Source organism: Rufibacter sp. LB8 (assembly GCF_014876185.1).
Classification (GTDB): domain Bacteria; phylum Bacteroidota; class Bacteroidia; order Cytophagales; family Hymenobacteraceae; genus Nibribacter.
The window spans coordinates 3,867,209-3,887,953 of the sequence record NZ_JADALJ010000001.1 but is presented as its reverse complement, the minus strand read 5'-3'; the positions used below and the strand labels follow the sequence as shown (position 1 = coordinate 3,887,953).

12 protein-coding genes and 1 pseudogene are annotated in these 20,745 nt (G+C 52.9%); 7 read left to right on the top strand and 6 right to left on the bottom strand.

Features of this window, described 5'->3' with window-relative positions:
• Positions 1 to 103 precede the first annotated feature (103 nt).
• Positions 104 to 1,042, top strand: a complete 939-nt coding sequence (locus tag IMY23_RS16215; protein ID WP_192823089.1) for an LD-carboxypeptidase — start codon at positions 104 to 106, stop codon at positions 1,040 to 1,042.
• Between the two features lie 98 nt (positions 1,043 to 1,140).
• Here the strand turns inward: IMY23_RS16215 and arsM are convergent, their stop codons facing one another.
• The 6 genes from arsM to IMY23_RS16185 all read right to left on the bottom strand — a co-directional run bounded on the left by arsM (position 1,141) and on the right by IMY23_RS16185 (position 6,676).
• A complete protein-coding gene (gene arsM, locus IMY23_RS16210; protein ID WP_192823088.1) occupies positions 1,141 to 2,109 on the bottom strand; it encodes an arsenosugar biosynthesis arsenite methyltransferase ArsM in 969 nt (322 codons plus the stop codon).
• A gap of 148 nt (positions 2,110 to 2,257) precedes the next feature.
• Positions 2,258 to 2,599, bottom strand: a complete 342-nt coding sequence (locus IMY23_RS16205) for a DUF5615 family PIN-like protein (protein WP_192823087.1) — start codon at positions 2,597 to 2,599, stop codon at positions 2,258 to 2,260.
• Between the two features lie 6 nt (positions 2,600 to 2,605).
• The gene (locus IMY23_RS16200) at positions 2,606 to 2,839 is read right to left on the bottom strand and encodes a DUF433 domain-containing protein (protein WP_192823086.1); all 234 of its coding nucleotides are present in this window, start codon (positions 2,837 to 2,839) and stop codon (positions 2,606 to 2,608) included.
• Between the two features lie 122 nt (positions 2,840 to 2,961).
• Positions 2,962 to 3,948, bottom strand: a complete 987-nt coding sequence (locus tag IMY23_RS16195) for a M28 family peptidase (RefSeq protein WP_192823085.1) — start codon at positions 3,946 to 3,948, stop codon at positions 2,962 to 2,964.
• Positions 3,938 to 5,431, bottom strand: a complete 1,494-nt coding sequence (gene cysS, locus IMY23_RS16190) for a cysteine--tRNA ligase (protein ID WP_192823084.1) — start codon at positions 5,429 to 5,431, stop codon at positions 3,938 to 3,940. Before cysS ends, IMY23_RS16195 begins: the two co-directional genes overlap by 11 nt.
• 144 nt (positions 5,432 to 5,575) lie before the next feature.
• Complete coding sequence (locus IMY23_RS16185; RefSeq protein WP_192823083.1) at positions 5,576 to 6,676, bottom strand: endonuclease/exonuclease/phosphatase family protein; 1,101 nt, start codon at positions 6,674 to 6,676, stop codon at positions 5,576 to 5,578.
• Positions 6,677 to 6,899: 223 nt separating this feature from the next.
• On the opposite strand from IMY23_RS16185, the pseudogene IMY23_RS20055 reads away from it, so the two are divergent.
• The 6 genes and pseudogenes from IMY23_RS20055 to sprA all read left to right on the top strand — a co-directional run.
• Positions 6,900 to 7,088: pseudogene (locus tag IMY23_RS20055) on the top strand (twin-arginine translocase TatA/TatE family subunit); the annotation flags it as partial.
• A 150-nt stretch (positions 7,089 to 7,238) separates the two neighbouring features.
• Positions 7,239 to 8,675, top strand: coding sequence for an Asp-tRNA(Asn)/Glu-tRNA(Gln) amidotransferase subunit GatA (gene gatA, locus IMY23_RS16175; protein ID WP_192823081.1), 1,437 nt, complete (start codon positions 7,239 to 7,241; stop codon positions 8,673 to 8,675).
• A complete protein-coding gene (locus IMY23_RS16170) occupies positions 8,676 to 10,244 on the top strand; it encodes a lytic transglycosylase domain-containing protein (protein ID WP_192823080.1) in 1,569 nt (522 codons plus the stop codon). It begins immediately after the preceding gene.
• 265 nt (positions 10,245 to 10,509) lie between these two features.
• A complete protein-coding gene (locus tag IMY23_RS16165) occupies positions 10,510 to 12,780 on the top strand; it encodes an NADP-dependent malic enzyme (protein ID WP_192823079.1) in 2,271 nt (756 codons plus the stop codon).
• Positions 12,781 to 12,918: 138 nt separating this feature from the next.
• The gene (gene ruvA / locus IMY23_RS16160; RefSeq protein ID WP_192823078.1) at positions 12,919 to 13,509 is read left to right on the top strand and encodes a Holliday junction branch migration protein RuvA; all 591 of its coding nucleotides are present in this window, start codon (positions 12,919 to 12,921) and stop codon (positions 13,507 to 13,509) included.
• A 21-nt stretch (positions 13,510 to 13,530) separates the two neighbouring features.
• The gene (gene sprA, locus IMY23_RS16155; RefSeq protein ID WP_370589879.1) at positions 13,531 to 20,724 is read left to right on the top strand and encodes a cell surface protein SprA; all 7,194 of its coding nucleotides are present in this window, start codon (positions 13,531 to 13,533) and stop codon (positions 20,722 to 20,724) included.
• Positions 20,725 to 20,745 lie beyond the last annotated feature (21 nt).

Sequence of the window (20,745 nt, the reverse complement as noted above, 5' to 3'; positions counted from 1 at the left end):
GCGAAGGGCTTTCTCTCATCAGAACCTATTCATTTTTTTAGCCGAAAAATCTTGCCATACATGACACCCTTGCCAGATTTTGGCTACTTTAGAAGCTTCTGTTATGAAAACAATCCCCGTGACCCCACCCTACCTGCAACCCGGCGATACCGTGGGCATTTGCTGCCTGGCCTACAAACTCACCTATGACGACATTGCCGCCGGCGTAAAACTGCTGGAAAGCTGGGGACTGCGTGTGCTCATTGGCGAAACCGTGGGCGCCGAGGACCGGCAATTTGGCGGCTCAGACGCGCTCCGGATCCAGGATTTTCAGCAGATGCTGGACAACCCGCAGGTGAAGGCCATTTTCTCGGCGCGCGGCGGTTATGGCACCACCAGAATCTTAGACAAAATTGATTTCGCCGGGCTTCAGCGAAACCCCAAATGGATCATTGGCTACAGTGACATTACCGCGCTGCTCTGCCATTTACTCTACCTGGGCCATGAAAGCCTGCACGCCACCATGCCCAAACTCATGGGCCAGCCAGACACCCAGGAAGCCGATGAAACTTTGCGCCGCGCCTTGTTTGGCGAGGAACTGAAGTACCAGGAACCATCGCACCCCATGAACCGATTGGGCGCTGCCACCGGCGTTTTGGCCGGTGGAAACCTGATTCTGCTGGACACCTTAGTGAATACCGCCTCTGACCTGGACTACACCGGCAAAATTCTGTTCCTGGAAGACGTGGGCGAAAATTTCTACAACCTGGACCGCGTGCTGGTGCACCTGCGCCGCATGGGAAGGCTGCAGAAACTGGCGGGATTGGTGCTGGGTCAGTTCACCGAGATGAAGGATAACACCGTACCCTTCGGCCGTACAGTGGAGGAAATAGTGTTAGAGCATTGTGCTGGCACAGATTTCCCTATCTGCTTTGATTTCCCGGTGGGCCATGTGCCGCGCAATGTAGCCATGATTGTAGGCCGCGAAGCCCGGTTAGAAGTGTCTGGCACTGGAACTTCGCTCACCTTTAGCCAAGGCCGAGATTCAGAAATAGTCAGTTAACTCTCTACCTCAAACTTTACATCAAGCCAAAATTCCCGTTTTCGGGCTCATTTCTGAAAATGAAGCCGAAAACGGGAATTTCAAGGTAGCAGCTTTTCTCAGCAGCAACCGCCGCCGTCATAGAAGAACGTGGAGTTGGTGATTAGCAGGTCTTCTTTCCCTAAACTGGCTAGCGCGGCTGCTGTTTTATCACACACCGCCAAGGGTTGGTTCTGGAGCAGCACGTGGCCTTTGTGGTCATCAAAGTATTCCTGGTCGCCGTAGTAAATGGCGGTTTTGCCCGTGAAAATGCAGGGACCGTCTTCCGGCATGGGATCTTTGATGGCGCAGACTTCCACGCTTTCAATGAAAATCAGTTCTGAGGTGTCATACTGACCTGGCGCTAGCACGCGGTACGGCCTGCGCGCCCGCACTTCCACCGTCCCGAAACCAACTTCCGTGATAGCATCTAAATACGCTTGTAAGGGCAACGAACCACTCAAACACAAAGCTCTGAGGCGGGCATCTTCCTGGAGTTGCGCGGGCATGCCACCGTCACAGATGGGGTCGCTGAGCACCAAGCGGCCGTGTGGTTTCAAGACGCGGTACATTTCAGCCAAAGCTTTTTTCAGGTCCTCTGTCTTGAAGATGTTGAAGAGGCAGTTCTGGGCGGCTACATCCACGGTTTCATCTTCCAATGGCAAATTCAAGGCATCGCCCTGGCGAAGGTCTACAAATTCAGATTTGAACCAGTCGTTCTCTTCTTCGGCCAGTTGGAAATTGTCACGGCTGGCCTGCAGCATTTCGGGTACTACGTCTACCCCTATCACGCCGCCCGGCTGCCGGTTGAAATACGAGAATTGCAGCAACTCCATGCCGCCGCCCACGCCCACGTACAGAATAGCCGGGTTGTTGAGCAAATCCCGCGGGTTCACCGTGCTGCCGCAGCCGTAATTCATCTCCTGCATGCGCTTGGGAATAGACAAACCGGGCAGCTGCCAGATAGGCGTGGTAGTACAGCAAAGCCCCACATCTGGCGTGAGGGCCGCGTTTTTATATAAGTCTTGGGTAGCGTCTAGGTAAGACATGGCAGTGAATTTAAGGGCTGTACGCAGGAAACGCAGCAGCCGGATTTAAGACGAAGTTAACGCCGGTAAAACTGTAGAGTGCTGGTTTTGTTTGGAAACAAAATTCCCGTTTTCGGCTTCATTTCTGAAAACGGAGCCGAAAACGGGATTAATTGATTCCTTCCAGATGGTCTTTGAAAACGTTCACCAGTTTGTGTGTCTGGTTTAGGGCTAGCACTTGTTCCCAAACTTTGGTGGTCGTCAAGAAGAATTCGCGCATTTTCATGTTGCCGTACCGGATATGAATCACTTTTGGAGGAGGCTGCTTTAAAAGAATTCGGTTGGAGAAATCTGCGTCCTTTGAGATAATAGTCAGGTTATTTTCCTGGGCATAACGCCAAATCTGACTGTCTGACCAAGTATCATCAATGTCCTGCTGATGAATGTAATCCTCACTCTTCCAAAGGGAAAAGTAATAAGGCAGATTGACGTCTATTAGAAACTTGGCCATAGTGGGCTACGCCACGGTTTTTAGGACATAGTTTCGGTTCATGAGGTCAGTAGCGAACTGCAGGCAGGCCGTAATATCTTCTGGTTCCAAGGCTGGGTATTGCTGAAGAATCTCGCCTGGCGTCTCTCCTGCTGACAGGAACTCCAAAATAGTTTGCACAGCAATTCGTTTGCCCCGAATAGTGGGCTTGCCGTTGCAGATTTGTTCATCTAGCGTAATTCTTTCTGTGAGCTGCTCCATGGTTTAAGAACCTATTCTTCTTTGGCACTTAGGTGTTTACGCAAAATAGAGAAACTGAACTTAAAATTCCCGTTTTAAGCTCCGTTTCTCAAAATGAAGCCGAAAACGGGATCCTTGTCTGCTTACTGTTCCGTCAATACCACGTGCAGCACGGTCTGCCCCACGGCTTTCAGGGTGTTGCGGTCAATGATGTCCATGTTGTCTGTGTGCCGATGGTGATACTCGCCGAAGAAGCCGTCTGGACTGGTGGGGTCATAGGCAATGATGTCGGCCATTCTGATGTTGGTGTACTGAATCACGAACACGTGGTCATCTGTAATACCGGGCGCATCTATCATGGGGAAGTAGTCTGAATAGCCAATTTTATGGGCCGTCCGCCAGATTTTCTCCACCACATCACCGGCGTAGGTGCGGCTGGTTTCTTCTTTTCCGAAGCGAGCGTTTTTAGCGCCTACCATGTCCAGTAGAATACCATATTGCGCGTTGTAGCCAGAGGGCACTAAGTTCTTACCCCAATGCTGCGATCCCAAACACCAAGTTTCGGCCGCATCTTGGCCATAGTCTTCGCCGTCAAAGAGCATTAAATCGATGCCCACGTTCTGGGAACCGGGGTTGGACTGCAACTGCCGAGCGATTTCCAACAAAACGGCCACGCCGCTGGCCCCGTCATTAGCGCCGTCGTTGGGTTTGGTGGGGTTCTTCGGGTCTTTGTCGGCCATGTGGCGGGTGTCCCAGTGGGCGGCCAGCAGAATGCGCTTAGAAGCTTTAGGGTTGAACTGCGCCATGATGTTGCGCAAACTCAGAACGGTGCCGTCATAGGCCTTCGCGGTGAAGGTCTGCTCTATCACATTGGCGCCGTAGCCTTTGAATTTGCTTACCAGATAATCGCCGCAGGCACGGTGGGCAGCTGTATTGGGCACGCGCGGCCCAAAGGACACCTGCTTGGCCACAAAGGCGTACGCCGAGTCTGCGTTGAACGCGGGCACGTTAACCGTGGCCACCGTCGGTTGGTCTACCGTGGCGGTCTCGGAGGTCGGTTTTTTATCACAGGCAGGAAAACCGGCAGCCAATAGCAGCCCGAAGGCCCACATTTTCATATTATTCTTCATAGGCCCAGTCAATACCGGTTTTCATGTCTTTGATTACAATGCCCTGCCCTTTCAGCTGCGCCCTGATCTGGTCAACTTTTGCGTAATCTTTGGCTTCCTTGGCTTCTTTGTAAAAACCGAGCACCACGTGGAGTAATTCCTGAGCATCGGCGGTTTGTTCCATTTTGAGGCCCAGCACGTCTTGCACCAATAGACGGTACTGTGCGCGCATCTGCTCAAAAGTTTCTTGCGAAATGGTTTCCAGCTTGAAGCCGCCGGTGTGCATGCTGTTTATCTTCTTGAGCAGGTTGAACAGGCTGGCAATGGCTTTGGCGGTATTCAAATCATCATGCAACGGCGTGAGCAACTCTGCTGTGAGCTTTTTGATTTCGTCTTCAGCCTTGGCGTCTATGGCTTCTGCGCCGGTTGGATAGTTCAACTGGTCCAGAATTCTCAAGCCGTTCATCACTTTCAGGTAGCCTTTGCGGGCGGCCTGCAAACCATCATTGCTGAAGTCAAGCGTGCTGCGGTAGTGCGCCTGAAGAATGAAGAAACGCACCGTCATAGGGCTGTAGGCTTGCTGCAACTCGGCATGGTCTCCGTTGAAGAACTGCCCCAACGTGATAAAATTGCCCAGCGACTTGCCCATCTTCTTGCCGTTAATGGTAATCAGGTTGTTGTGCACCCAGAACCTGGCGGCGTCTGACTTGTTGTGGCTGGCCTGGCTCTGCGCAATCTCGCATTCATGGTGCGGGAACATCAGATCCAACCCGCCGCCGTGTATGTCAAACTGCGTGCCCAGGTACTTTCTGCTCATGGCCGAGCACTCCAAATGCCAACCCGGAAACCCGTCTGACCACGGCGACGGCCAGCGCATGATGTGGCTAGGCGAGGCTTTCTTCCACAGCGCAAAATCCAGCGGTGAGCGCTTCTCCTCCTGCCCTTCCAGGTTGTCACGGGTGTTAGACAGCAACTCTTCCACCACGCGGCCGGAGAGCTTTCCGTAGTTATGTTCTTTGTTATAAGCGGGCACGTCAAAATAGACAGAACCGTTAGACTCGTAGGCCAGGCCGTTTTCCAGAATCTCCTGGATCATCTGAATCTGCTCAATAATATGGCCCGAGGCGCGGGGTTCAATGTCCGGCGGCAATACGTTCAAACGCGCCATATCCTGGTGGAAGCTGTGGGTGTACTTTTCCACCACTTCCATGGGCTCCAGCTGCGCGGCTTTGGCTAATTTCTGAATCTTGTCCTCACCGTGGTCGGCGTCGTTCTGCAAGTGGCCTACATCTGTGATGTTGCGCACATAGCGCACTTTGTAACCCACGTGCTGCAGGTAGCGGCGCATGACGTCAAAGGTGATGTAGGGGCGCGCGTGGCCTAAATGCGCATCACCGTACACAGTTGGCCCGCAGACATAAAGGCCTACAAACGGCGGCTGCAGCGGCTCAAACGGTTCCTTGGTTCTGGTGAGGGTATTATATAGAGCTAACGGATGATTCATTCGGCAAAATTATAAAACTAAACGGGACTTGGTGCAGGTGTACGAGGGAAGCGCGCCGGCGTGCATATTTTCCGTCATCAATCAGAAAAGGACTTGCGTTTTCGGGCTCATTTTCAGAAATGAAGCCGAAAACGGAAAAAATGTTTACTCCGCCGCCGAAGATTTTTCCAACACATAGGTGGCTTCCACCGGGAAATGGTCGGTGAAGGTGATGTTCCGGAGCACGTCAAATTGGAGCAGTTGCAGGTCTGGGCTGAAGAAGTGGTTGTCAATGCGCAGGGGCAGCTTGCCGTTATAGGTAAACCCGAAGCCGCTTCCGCCTTCCTCAAACCCGTTCTGCAACTGCTTTCTAAGTTGTTGGTAGGTGTACGAGCTGGGCAAATCGTTCAAATCGCCGCAGAGTAAAACAGGGTACGGACTGGCCTGAATGTGCTCCAATAATTTGCCAACCTGGTGGCTGCGCGCAATGAAACCGCCTTTTAACCGCCGGGCAATGCTTCGGCCTTTGGTTTGAAAAGCGTCTTTGCTTTCTACGGCTTCGCCCACTTCGCGCTCCTCAATGGCCATAGACTCCAGGTGCATGTTGTAGACGCGCAGCGTGTCTTGGCTGGGTAGTTTCACATCCACAAAAATGACCTGGTTCTTGGTGGGGCGGTCAAACTTCACGCGGCCTTTGTCAATAATCGGGAACCGTGAAAAGATGGCCAGACCAAATTCATCGCCATTTTTATTGACCAGGGAATTATCTGAATACACTTCGCGGTCCTGGTCTTTGCCAACGCGTTTACGGCTGTTGAAGGGGGAACTTCCCTTTTCATTGTAGAATTCCTGCAGGCACAGAATATCGGCGGGGTGCTCAGAAACCCAGGTCATTTCTTTTTCGGGGAGTTCTGGGTCCTGGGCGTGCAGGTGCTTATAGGCGTTGAACACGCGCACATTGTAACTGAGCACCTGTATGCGCTGAGCACTAGGCGTGGGGTCTGCGTCTGGCGTGTTTAACGTGAAATAACGCGTATGCTGCCCCCAGAAAAGCACCACCAGCAATCCTGGCCACACCGCCCACAACGGCCTCACCCAGAGCCACATCAACACCAGAACCGCGTTCATCAGCAGCGCCCCGGGCAGAGACATGGCCACAAAGCCGGCCGGCCAGAAGGCATGCGGCGGTATGTATTGGCAGGCCACGCCCAGCAGAAGCCAGAGCGTAGACAATGCGGTTAAGAAAGAGAGTAGCTTGCGGCGCACAGGTGAAATTTAAATCGCAGAGGTAAACCTACGCAAAAAACCAGAGAACAGGGTTACAACGTAGGTCAGCGCGTACTTTCACCGCTATTTACAAAACGGAGCCCGAAAACGGAGCCTTGGCCAGGTCCCGCGCAGAGGGCTTACCCGTTTAAAGTTAGCGGCGCGTGCACGTATTTTGAAATTATACCTTAATTTTACATTCTTAACACCTTATTTTAAAGCTATGTCAACTACCTTATTATTTCTAGGAAACTTCGGCACCGGTGAGATCATTGTCCTTGTTTTGATCGTGTTGCTGTTGTTTGGCGCTAAGAGAATCCCGGAGCTGGCCCGCGGCATGGGCAAAGGCATACGGGAGTTCAAAGACGCCACCAAAGAAATCAAGAACGATATTGAGAACTCTGCCAACGAGAACCCAACGGCTCAAAGACCGCAGGGAGGTGCTTACAATCCTAACCCCGCGGCCCCAACCTATACCCAAACACCTACGCAGCCCCCGTACACGGAGCCCGGCGTGAACCCCAACCCAACCAATACTCCCCACAACCCCAACGTTTAATTCATGCGGTACACATCCCTTGACGCTATCCGGGAGGAGATAGGCCGTGGTGCCCTTACGTGCCAAGCCTTAGTAGAACAGTATCTACAGAATATCTCGGAGAAACGCCACCTGAATGCTTTTTTAGAGGTTTTTGAAGAGGAAGCCCGCCAACAGGCAGCAGAAGTGGATGCCAAATTACAGGCCGGCACCGCCGGCAAACTGGCCGGTATGGTCATCGGGATCAAAGACGTGCTGGCCTATGAGGGGCACACCCTGCAGGCGGCCAGCCAAATCCTGAACGGTTTCAAATCTCTGTTCACCGCCACGGCTGTGCAGCGCCTGCGCGCCGAGGATGCCATCATCATCGGGCGGCAGAACTGTGACGAATTTGCCATGGGCGGCTCTAACGAGAATTCCTCCTTCGGCCCTACCCTGAATGACCTAGACAATACCCGCGTGCCGGGCGGTTCCTCCGGGGGCTCAGCGGCGGCGGTGCAGGCGAATCTATGTTTGGCGTCAATTGGCTCAGACACGGGTGGTTCAGTGCGCCAGCCGGCGGCGTATTGCGGCGTGGTGGGCATGAAACCTACCTATTCCCGCATTTCGCGCTATGGTTTGGTCGCGTACGCTTCTTCGTTTGACCAGATTGGCGTGATGACCCACAGCGTGGAAGATGCCGCACTTTTATTAGAAGTGATGGCTGGCCAGGATGAATTTGACGCCACCGTGAGCCAACGACCTGTGCCTGCGTACAGCCAAAACCTTTCGTTTGAAGGCAAGGCCCGCATCGGGTTCATCAAAGATTCTTTTGACAGCCCCGGCTTGAACCCAGAAATAAAAGCCGCCACGCAAGCCGTTTTAGATGCCTTGCAAGCTGAAGGCCATACCGTGGAAGGTGTTGATTTCCCGTTTTTAGACTATATTGTTCCCACCTATTACATCCTGACCACCGCCGAAGCCAGTTCTAACCTGGGCCGGTATGACGGGGTGCGGTACGGGTTCCGGAGCGAGAACGCCACGGATTTGGCGTCTATGTACAAGAAAACCCGCGCTGAAGGCTTCGGGAAGGAAGTGCAGCGCCGCATTTTGTTGGGAACTTTTGTGCTGAGCGCCGATTATTACGATGCCTATTACACCAAAGCCCAGCAGGTACGCCGGTTAATCAAAGAGAAAACCGATGAGCTCCTGAGCCAATATGATTTCCTGATTGTGCCTACCACGCCCACCACAGCGTTCAAGATAGGTGAAAATACCAAAGACCCGCTAGCCATGTACTTAGAGGATATCTACACGGTACAGGCAAACCTGGCAGGCATTCCGGCTATTTCGTTACCAATGGGCCATGACTCACAAGGGTTGCCGATTGGGGTGCAAGTGATGACCAAAGCGTTTGGCGAGGAGCAATTGTTTGCCTTCTCCAAACACCTGATGACCCATCAACCACAAGAAACCGTCTAAATGCGCATTTCTACCTTTTTCACCGGTGTTGTTCTTTCTATAGGTCTTGGCTTCGCGGCGCAGGCCCGTCAATTTACGGTGCCAGCAGCACCGCTGGAGCTGAAAGACACCACCAAAGTGCTTATTGATTCCGTGGAATTTATTCCCGTGGAAACCGATGAACTGATTCAGGATCGCTTGAGCTGTCTGGAGCAGGAAATTCCGTTAGAATTCAACAAGCAAGTGAGAGGGTTGATTGACTATTTCACCATTAGAAACCGGAAATACACGCGCCGGGTGCTGGAGCGCCAAACCCTGTACTTCCCTATGTTTGAGAAGTGCCTGGCCAAGCACAACATGCCCGACGAGTTGAAATACCTGGCTGTGGTGGAGTCTGCGCTGTTGCCCAAAGCGGTATCCTCGGCCAAGGCTGTTGGTCTGTGGCAGTTCATGACGCCTACGGCCAATGATTTTAGGCTGGTACAGAACCATTTCCTGGACGAGCGCATGGACCCCGAGAAATCCACGGAGGCAGCCTGCAAGTTTCTGAAACAGCTGTACCGCATCTTCGGGAGTTGGGAAATGGCCTTGGCGGCGTATAACTGCGGCCCCGGCAACGTAAAGAAAGCCATTGCTCGCTCCGGCGGCAAAACCACGTTCTGGGGAATCTATCCTTATCTGCCGAAGGAAACCCGCGCCTACGTGCCGTCTTTCACCGCTTTGGTGTACGCTATGAACCACGCCGAGGACCACAACCTCCGCCCACTGAACCCGCAGTTCCCTATTGCCCTAGATACCATTTTGGTAAGCCAGCCGCTGGACCTGAAACTGTTGGCTAAGCAATTAAACCTGCCTGAAGACCAGATTGCCAGCCTGAACCCAGCGGTGAAAAAACAATTCATCCCGGAAGGTGTGCAAAACTTCGCGCTGCGCATACCGGCAGACGCCAGACCGTTTCTGGCGGAGAATAGAATGGCTATCTTAGATTCGGCCCGCTACAGAGCGCCGGTGAAAATCAAAATGCCCGTGGCACCTGCCGCTGCCACCATGTTAGCCAAGGCTGAAACAAAAAAGGCTGAACCGGTTGCAACGTCGGCATCGCTTACCACCGACAGCCTGCAAGCTTCTACCTACATAGTGCGCCGCGGCGATAACCTGACCAAGATTGCCCGCGAGCATAACGTAACCATAGAGCAGCTCCAGAACTGGAACAAATTGTCGGCCACGGGGGTGCAAGCCAATCAGAAATTGGTGGTGTTCAAACCTTCGGATAAGAAAAGCACGGAGCAACCAACGCCGGACCAAACCTTGCTGGCCTCTGCAGAGGAGCCATCCAACAGCAAAGTAGCCGGGCCCAACGCCGAGAACACGCCCAAAGAAAACGCCGCCGTGGTAGCCGTGGCCGCCAAGAAAAACCCATCGGTTAAAAAAGCCAGCGTTCCCAAGCCACAGGTACACCACGTACAGCCCGGCGACACCCTCTGGAACATCTCCAAGCGCTACAACAACGTGAGCGTGGAACAACTCAGAAAATCAAACAAACTCAAAGGAGACGAACTCAAGCCTGGCATGAAACTGATTGTAGGCTGATTTTTCACTGCTTCTATCCATAGCATCTCTGGTCTTGGCCGGAGATGCTATTTGTTTTTGGGCGCGTTTGGGATTTGGAGGCCAAAAACGGAAAACAAGGGAGAATCAGGAGTATCTTTGTGATTGATCTGGCCAGCAAACCGTGAACTAACGCGGTATTTCTTGCCCATCCCAAAAAATCTTATCAATTTGTAATCTTTACCCGCGCCCAACGGTTGGCAAGCCGCCGGGGCCGGCACACAGACAACACAGGAGACAGAAGGAAATGATTAAAATAAACAAGGAAGACGCGCTCAATTACCATAGCCAAGGCCAACCCGGGAAAATAGAAGTAGTGCCCACCAAAATGGTGAGTACCCAACTGGACCTTGCCCTCGCCTATTCCCCCGGCGTAGCGGAGCCTTGTAAAGAAATTGCCGCCAACCCTGAGGACGTTTATAAATACACCGCCAAAGGCAACTTGGTGGGTGTGATTACCAACGGAACCGCCGTGTTGGGCTTGGGAAACATCGGACCGGAAGCGTCTAAACCCGTGATGGAAGGAAAAGGTGTACTCTTCAAGAAATTTGCCGGCATTGACGTCTTTGACATTGAAATCAACGAAACCGACCCAGACAAATTCATCCAGATTGTAAAGTCGCTGGAGCCCACGTTTGGCGGCATTAACCTGGAGGACATTAAAGCCCCGGAAAGCTTCAAGATAGAGAATGCGCTGCGCGAGCAGATGAACATCCCCTTGATGCATGATGACCAGCATGGCACGGCCATCATTTCCAGCGCGGCTTTATTGAACGCGTTGGAGTTAGTCGGCAAAGACATCCAAAAGATTCAGATGGTGATCAACGGCGCCGGGGCCGCCGCCATTGCCTGCGCCAAGTTGTACCTGGCCCTGGGCGTGGACATTGACAACATTGTCATGTTTGACAAAGACGGCATCATCAACCCAGAGCGCAACGACCTGGACATTTACCGCGCCCAGTTTGTGACCATGCGCAAGATCACCACGCTGGCCGAAGCCATGCAGGACGCCGATGTGTTTGTAGGCCTGAGCGCCGGCAACGTGTTGGCCCCTGAACTGGTGAAACTGATGGCCAAAGACCCCATTATTTTCGCGCTGGCGAATCCAGACCCCGAGATTCCGTATGACATGGCCATGGCCACCCGTGATGATTTGATTATGGCCACCGGCCGCTCTGACCATCCTAACCAGGTGAACAACGTGCTGGGCTTCCCTTACATTTTTAGGGGCGCTTTGGATGTGCGCGCCACCGAAATCAACGAGGCCATGAAACTGGCTGCCGTGTATGCGCTGGCCAAACTCGCCAAGGAAACTGTGCCAGATATTGTGCACAAAGCCTACGGCGACAACAGCATTTCCTTCGGGCGCACGTATTTGATTCCCAAACCCTTAGACCCGCGTTTGATCACCACCATTAGTCCAGCGGTGGCCCGGGCGGCCATGGAATCTGGCGTGGCCAAGAACCCCATCAAGAACTGGGAACGCTATGACCATGAACTGCAGGCCCGCATTGGCATTGACCAGAAACTGATGAACCGCATTCTGTCGCAGGCACGGCAAGACCCGCAGAAAGTGGTCTTTGCGGAGGCCGATAATTACAAGATTCTAAAGGCGGCGCAAACCGTGCTGGAGCAGAAAATGGCTTATCCAATTCTGTTGGGCGAGCGCGCGCGCATTCAGGAACTGATAGAAGAATTCAACCTGGAACTGGACGGCTGCCAGATCATAGACCCGCGCGAGGAAGACGCCAAATGCGAGAAATACGCCCACCTGCTCTATGAAAAACGCAAGCGCAAAGGCATGACCTTGTTTGACTGCCGCAAGCTGGTGCGCATCAGAAACTACTTCGGGTGTATGATGGTGGAAACCGGGGAGGCCGATGCGCTGATCTCTGGCTTGACGCGCGAGTATTCCTCTACCATTCTGCCGGCGCTGCACGTGATTGGCGTGGCCGAGGGCGTGAACAAGGTGGCGGGCATGTACATTGTACAGAACAAAAAAGGCCCGTACTTTTTGTCAGACACTACCGTGAACCTGCACCCCACCGCCGAGGAACTGGTGGATATTATTGGCCTCACGGCGCGCTACGTACGGTTCTTTGACCAGGAGCCCCGCATGGCCGTGTTGTCATACTCTAACTTCGGGTCCAGCGGCGGTATTATTCCCACCAAAACCCGCGAGGCCACGCGTTTGGCTAAACTTCGCTACCCAGATCTGTTGATTGACGGCGAGATGCAGGCCAACACCGCCTTGAACATTGAACTCTTGCAGGAGCATTATCCGTTCAGTGAGTTGGCTACCAAAGGCGCGAACACTTTAATTTTTCCGGCACTGTCGGCGGGGAACATTGCCTATAAATTGTTGCAGGAAATCGGCGGAGCCGAAACCATTGGCCCGGTGCTGATGGGCATGCGCAAGCCGGTGCACATTCTGCAGTTGGGTTCATCGGTTAGGGAGATCATCAACATGGTGGCCATTGCGGTGGTAGACGCGCAGGTGTGCAAGGCAAAACTTTAAATAATGCCATGCCGTACGCACGGAAAAATTAAGCTACTTACCTTCCGTTTTCGGGCTCATTTCTGAAAATGAGCCCGAAAACGGAAATTTTTCACTTCTTTACAGCAGCACAGCTTTCAGTTCTGACCTTCTCTTTCTATGATAGCATACTTAGACGGCCGCCTCACCTACAAAGACCCTTCTTTTGTGATCATTGACGTGGGCGGCATGGGCTATGAACTCAGGATTTCCCTGAACACCTACACGGCCCTGCCAGACGGTGAGCGCTGCAAACTGTTCACCTACCTGCACATCAAGGAAGACGCCCACACGCTTTATGGCTTTGTGAACCCCGCCGAGAAAAGCGCCTTTCTGCATCTTATCTCTATTTCAGGCGTGGGGCCTAACACTGGGCTCATGATTCTTTCTTCGCTCACTGTGGCAGAGGTGCAGCAGGCCATTGTGCGTGAAGATGTGCGCACCATACAGCAGGTGAAAGGCATAGGCGCCAAAACGGCTCAGCGCATCATTCTTGAACTGCGTGACAAGTTCAGGAAAGGCTTGGGCGCAGACAGCATAAATGTCTCATTTGATGCGCACAATACGTCCCGTGACGAGGCGTTATCTGCATTAGTTACCTTAGGTTTTGCCAAGAATGTGGCCGAAAAAACCTTAGATGCCATCATTAAACGCGAAGGCACTGCCCTAACCGTGGAAGATCTCATCAAGTTTGCCCTTAAGTCATCTTAAGCTACTTCTCTCTTATTATTTGTGTTTACTAAAAAGAAGCCTCAGATTCTTGCAGCCGCGGTAGGGTTGGTGTCGTTGATGGCTTGGCTCACGCAGGCCGAGCCCGGTAAGTTTTCCATAGCAGACGCAGGCGTCCGCTTTTTGGCTTTTTCTGCTGCCCAGCAGCCGGCACAAGACACCACCAAGAAAATAGACTACATTCCGTCCCGTCGGCCAAAAATTCAGTTTGATGACCGGCGCGGCGACCCGTTTTCTAACCGCACCTCCCAGTCGCCGCTGCTGTTGCCGCTGCCCAAGAACATCACCTTAGATGTGCAGCCAGATGACAGCCTGAAGCGCTATGAGATACGGGAGCAGATTGGCGATTTTGACTACCGCGACCCCAGCACCATGAGCTTTGAGGAGTATAGCCGCTACCAGCAACGGCAGGCCATACGCGAATACTGGCGCACCAAATCACAGAGCTTAGACGAACAGAACCCCGCCGCCACCAGCCGCCGCCTGGTACCTACCATTGATGTGGGCGGCCGCACCTTTGACCGTCTGTTTGGCGGCAATACCGTTGACATCAGGCCAAACGGGTTGGCCACGCTCAAATTTGGGGCGCTGTTCAACCGCAATGAAAACCCAGCCATTCCTTTACGTCAGCAGAGCACCGGTGACTTTGAGTTTGACCAGAGCATTGCCTTAAACATTGATGGCCGCATAGGCGAGAAAATGCGCATCACCGCTAACTGGGATACCAAAGCCAACTTCGATTTTGAGAACAACCTAAAGCTGGAATACACCGGCTACCCAGAGGAAATCATCAGAAAGATTGAGGCCGGTAACGTAAGCCTTCCGCTGAACAACTCCTTGATTTCCGGCGGGCAGAATTTGTTCGGTTTAAAAACCCAGTTGCAGTTAGGCAGACTCTCTGTGACCGCCATTGCCGCCAACCAACGCGGTAGCATTGACGCGGTAGACATTCAGAACGGGGCGCAGAACCGCCGGTTTGAGATACGGGCCGATGAATATGACGCCAACCGCCACTTCTTCCTGTCGCAGTTCTTTAGAGACAGATATGACCAGTCGCTCAGAAATTTGCCGTTGGTGAATTCAGGCATTGTAATTAGAAGGCTGGAAGTGTACATCACCAATGACAACCGCACCACCCAGAACCTGAGAAACATTGTGGCCCTCATGGATTTGGGCGAACCGAACCCGTATAGAAACCAGTTCAGCAATGGCTTGCCTCCCAACGCCGCCGCCGGAAACGGACAGAACCGTTTGTATGGGTCGCTCACGGCCAACAATGTACGGGGCAATAACCAGGTAGATAACTTTTTGGAGTCTTTGGGCCTGCGCAAAACCGTTGACTTTGAACGCGTGCGCGCCCGCCGCCTGGACCAACGCGAATACAAATTCAACCCGCAGCTGGGTTATATCTCCTTGAATTCCACATTGTTGCCAGAGCAAGTGTTGGGCGTGGCGTTCGAATACACCTTGAACGGCCGTACCTACAAAGTGGGCGAATTGCAGGATGATTACCAGAACGTACAGGAAGACCAGGTGATTTTCCTGAAGTTGCTGCGTGCCACCAACCCCGGCCTCAACACCCCCACCTGGGACCTGATGATGAAGAACGTGTACGCGCTCAACGCCAACCAGATTGAACGCAACAACTTCCAACTCAACGTAGTCTACAAAGACGATGAAACGGGCGGGGACCTGACCAGTTTGCAAGACGAATCTCGGTTAAAAGGCATTCCGTTGGTGCAGGTCTTCAACCTGGACAAAGTCAACACCAACAATGACCGCCCTGCAGACGGTAACTTTGACTTCTTGTCTGGTATTACCATTGACCCAGAGACCGGCCGTATTTTCTTCCCGCAGGTAGAACCGTTCGGCTCTTATCTGCGCTCCAGGTTTGACCCGGTGAGTGAGAATCAATTGATTCAGAAATACGTGTACCAGGAGTTGTATGACTCCATTCAGACAGACGCCCAGCAGTTTTCCCAAAAGAACAAGTTCTTCTTAACCGGTCGGTACCAAGCCTCCAGCACAGATGAAATTATGCTACCGGGCATCAGAATTGCCGAAGGCTCGGTGGCGGTTTTCTCGGGTGGCACCAAACTGGTGGAAGGCCAGGATTACCAGGTGTTCTATGATTTGGGCCGCGTTAAAATTCTGAACCCCAGCTACCTCAACAGCGCCAGTAACCTGCGCGTGACGTTTGAAAAAGCCGACATTCTTAACATTCAACCCCGCACTTTGCTGGGCGCACGGTTTGACTACAAAGTTGACAATGACCTCATTTTAGGCGCCACCGTCCTGCACCAGGGCGAGCGACCTTTTATTAACCGCGTGAGCATTGGCGATGAGCCCAGCAACAATACCGTCTATGGGTTTGATGTGAACTACCGTCGTGATTCCAGGTTTCTGACCCGCATGACCGACAAGTTGCCCTTCCTGGAGACCAAAGCCCCGTCTTCTATTACCTTAGGCGCTGAAATTGCCCAGTTGGTACCGCAGAAAACTGAGTTTGTAGGGGAGAACGGCGTGTCTTACATTGATGACTTTGAAAACTCCAAAACCCCGTACACCCTGGGCGGCTTTAACACCAACGCCTGGCGCGTGGCGGCAACGCCTTTCCCGCTAGCGGCCAACAGAACGGGTTTGGAGTACGCGTACAACCGGGCTAAACTGGCGTGGTACACCATTGACCAGATTTACTATTCCGCTAACAACCTTAGACCCAGCAACATTACGCGGGAGGAGCTGGAAAACCACTACATTCGGGGCGTGCAGCGCCGTGAGATCTTCCCGAACCGGGACCCGGAGACCAACAACACCTTTGAGTACACCTTTGACCTAGCCTATTACCCAGAGGAACGCGGCCAGTATAACTACAACCCCAACGTAAGTGCAGACGGAATTAGGTTGCTCAACAGTTCTTTCAACAATAACAGCATCCGGAATAACTGGGCCGGTATCAGCCGGGACATTTCGTTTGACAACAACTTTGACAACGCCAACATTGAGTACCTGGAGTTCTGGATGATGGACCCGTTCATTAAGGGCGAGCGTGGAAGAAAGATTATCACCGGCCAAGATGATGCGGAGAACAGCCGGGATGAAAACGGAAAACTGGTGTTTAACTTGGGTAACATCTCTGAAGACCTGCTCAAAGACCAACGGTACGCATTTGAGAACGGCCTCCCCACCGACGGCAACCTGCAAGCCGTAGAAGATACCCCCTGGGGCCGTGTGACCCGTAACCAGTTCCTCACAGACGCCTTTGACAACAACCCCGGCTCGCGCCAGTTTCAGGACATAGGTCTGGAAGGATTGAATGACTCAGATGAAAAGGCTTTCTTCCAACGGATTCATGCCCAGTACGGCACGTTCGCTGACCCTTCAGCAGATAACTTCCGGCACCACTTAGACCCTGTGTATGACGCTGGCAATACCAATGTCTTGAGAAGATATAAGGATTTCAACGGCATGGAAGGCAACTCGCCGGTGAACAGCAACCTTTCCAGCTACGCCTACCCAGACAAAGAAGACCTGAACCGTGACAACGTGATCAGTGACCTGGAGCAGTACTATGAATATGGTATTGACCTGCGGCCGTCACGCATGAACGTGGGCGAAAACTACATTGTAGACCGCGTAGACACGCTGGATGCCGGCGGTGAGCAAGTGCGCTGGTACCAATTCCGGATTCCCATCAGAAAGCCTACGGGCAACGTGAACAACATGCAGGGCTTTAAGTCCATCCGGTTCATGCGTATGTACATGACCCAGTTTGAGAAACCGGTGGTGTTGCGTATGGTGCAGATGCAGTTTGTGGCCAACCAATGGCGTACCTACAACACGGTTCTGTCTAACGGCGTGCCGTGCCAGGGCTGTGATTCAGACGCAGACAACTTCAACGTATCTACGGTGAGCATTGAGGAAAACGGCGAAGTAGACCAGGGCACTATTCCGTACACCTTGCCGCCGGGCGTAGAGCGCCAGCGCGACTATTCTTCATCTAACAACCGCCGCCAGAACGAGCAAGCCCTGCAGTTGTGCGTGGAGAACTTACGTGATTCTTTCAGCAAGGCGGTGTACAAAAACGTGTCACAGGACATGCTGATTTACAAGCGCCTGAAAATGTACATTCACGCGCAGAGTGCCAGCGGCACGCAGAATGATGAAGTAAGAGCATTCATTAGAATTGGCACAGACTACACCCAAAACTATTACGAGTATTCCATCCCGTTAAAAATCACGCCGCAGGGCAGCACAGACCCTAACCAGATTTGGGACCCGGGCAATACCGTGGACCTGGCCTTTGATGAACTAGTGCGCATTAAATCTCTCCGGAACCGGGCCAATCATCCTTTGAATACTTTGTTCTCTGAAACCGTAGATGGCAAAATCATCAGTGTGATGGGAAATCCAGATTTCAGTGAAGTGCAGAGCATCATGATTGGTTTGCAGAACCCAGCCACCGCTGACCGGTCCTCGCAGTCAGTGTGTATCTGGGTGAATGAATTGCGCGTGTCTGACTTTGACCGCACCGCTGGTTGGGCTGCCACCGCACGTGCCAACGTAAAACTCGCAGACTTTGCCAACCTGACCGCAACCGGTAGCTATACCACCGTAGGCTTTGGCGGCATTCAGCAGCGCGCCGCGCAACGGGCTCGGGAAAATACTGGTCAGTTTGACATCACGGCCAACATTGCCGCTGAGAAACTCTTGCCTAAGTCTTTGGGCCTGGTAGTGCCGTTGTCTGTGCAGTACGGCAAAACAGTGGTAGAACCGCGCTATGACCCGCTGGACCGAGACACCGAAATGGACCTCTCCTTACAGAAATTTGAGAACGAGGGGGAACGCGAGGCCTATAGGCAGGAAATAGTCAGCCAGACCACTACCAAGAGCATTAACTTACTCAACGTACGCAAGGAAAAAACAGACCCCGAGGCTAAGAGTCGCATCTATGACATAGAGAACCTCTCGGTGTCTTATGCCTACACAGAGGTCTTGCACACAGATATTCAGACAGACCGAAACTACACCAAGTCCTACACGGGCGGCATTGCCTACACGTTTAACAACACGCCCAAGAGCTACCAACCGTTCTCTGAGGCCAAAATTGCGCAGTCACCGTACCTGCGCTGGTTAAAAGAGTTCAACTTTACGTTGATGCCGGCCCGTATTGCCGTGCGCGCCGATTTGGACCGCCGGTACAATGAAACGTTTATGCAGGGCCGCACATCGCCGTACAGTTTGCCAGACACCGCGGGCTACCGGCCAACGTTCCAGAAATCGTTCTTCTTCAACCGTATTTATGATGTGAAGTGGGATTTGACCAAGAGTTTGTCCTTGGACTACACCGCCACCAACCGCTCAGTCATTGACGAGCCGGACGGCCGCATTAACGGTGATGTGGACTCGCTTCGCTGGAAAAACAAGCAGATCTGGCACAACCTGCAGCGCTTCGGAAGAAATACCAACTTCAACCAACTGGTTGCCCTCACCTACCGCTTGCCGCTGGACAAATTCCCGCTCACTGACTGGCTTTCTGCGGATGCCCGGTACGAGGCTGGCTTCACCTGGACCTCGGCGTCTACGGCCTTGAGCAACAATGACACGCTGCAACTGGGGAACACCATTGAAAACAAGACCGAAAAGAGCCTCAGCGGAAAAGTAGATTTAGTGCGCTTGTACAACAAAGTCAAGATTCTGAAAGCCGTGAATGATGCCACGCCGCAACCCAGCGTAAAACAGGCGCAGAACGGAAGACTTGCCTCCGGAACTCCCGGTGCAGCTGCCGCAGACTCTACCCAGAAACGCGAGAACAAAGCCCTCAAAGCCGTGTTGCGCACCTTAATGTCAGCGAGGTCCGTCAATTTCACGTTCGCCCAGACCGAAGGCACGTTATTGCCAGGCTTCTTGCCAACGGCGCAGAACTTTGGCTTGGCAGACGGGTTTGGCGCGCCAGGCATGGGCTTTGTGCTGGGGAAACAATATCCGTTGAATGAATTGTATGAAAGGGCTAACAATGAAGGCTGGTACACCGACAGCAGCCAGTACCTGAACACGCCGTTGAGCGCCCTGAACTCCATCAATTTAACCGCCAGAGCCACCATAGAACCGTTCAGAAACTTCATCATCACCTTAGACGCGGCCATGAACAAGTCTGAGATTGAGGAAGTGTTTTACCGCCGTGACACCGAGGATTTGGTGGTGAAACGCCAGAATCCGTTCACTACGGGCGCGTACCGCGTGTCGTTCATTACGGTGCAGACCATGTTTGAGTCCAAGGCAGGAAATCAGTCGGCGGCGTTTGAGACCTTCATCAGAAACCGTTCGGCCATTGCCAGCCAGTTGAACGCAGCCAACAACGGCCCCGGCGTGTATGCCATGAACTCGCAGGATGTCTTGATTCCGGCGTTCATACGCGCGTACCAGGGCAAAGGCGTGGAAGGCTACGAAGCCAAACCCGCCAAACCGTTTGACGCCGTGCCGCTGCCCAACTGGAACATTGTGTACAACGGTCTGTCATCGTTGCCGCTGTTCCAGAAATATTTCAGCTCGTTTACCCTGAACCACGCCTACCAGTCCAACCTGGCGGTGGCCAACTTCAGCACGTCCCTGGAATATAACTTTGAACCGTCAGGCTTCCCAGACATCACCAACCAGCAGGGCGAAATCATTCCATATTACATTGTAAACCAGGTAGCCATCACCGAGAGCATGTCGCCGCTGATTGGGGTGAACTTCAGAACCAAAGGCCAGATCACCGGCCGTCTGGAATACAAAACCCAACGCAATCTCTTGCTGAACATGACCAACGCCCAAGTAACCGAAAACGGCGTGAAGGACATTGTGGTCGGCTTAGGCTACACTACCACCAACTTTAAGGTGCCGTTCAGAATTGGCGGCGAGCGCAAGACCCTGCAGAATGAACTCACCATGCGCCTGGACCTGACCATTAGAGACAATGAGACCGTGCAGCGCACCATTGCCGTAGACAACAACGGCGTGGAATACCAGAACAACCTCACCACCGCCGGCAGCCTGCAGATGCAGCTCAGACCCACCATTGACTATGTGGTGAGCCAGCGCCTGAACGTGCAACTCTATTTCACGCAGAACATCAATGAACCCAAGGTGGCCAACTCCTTCCGGAACACCGTGACCGAGGGCGGCGTGCAGATACGGTTCAGTCTGTCTGACTAAGAATTTCCTGTTTTCGGGCTC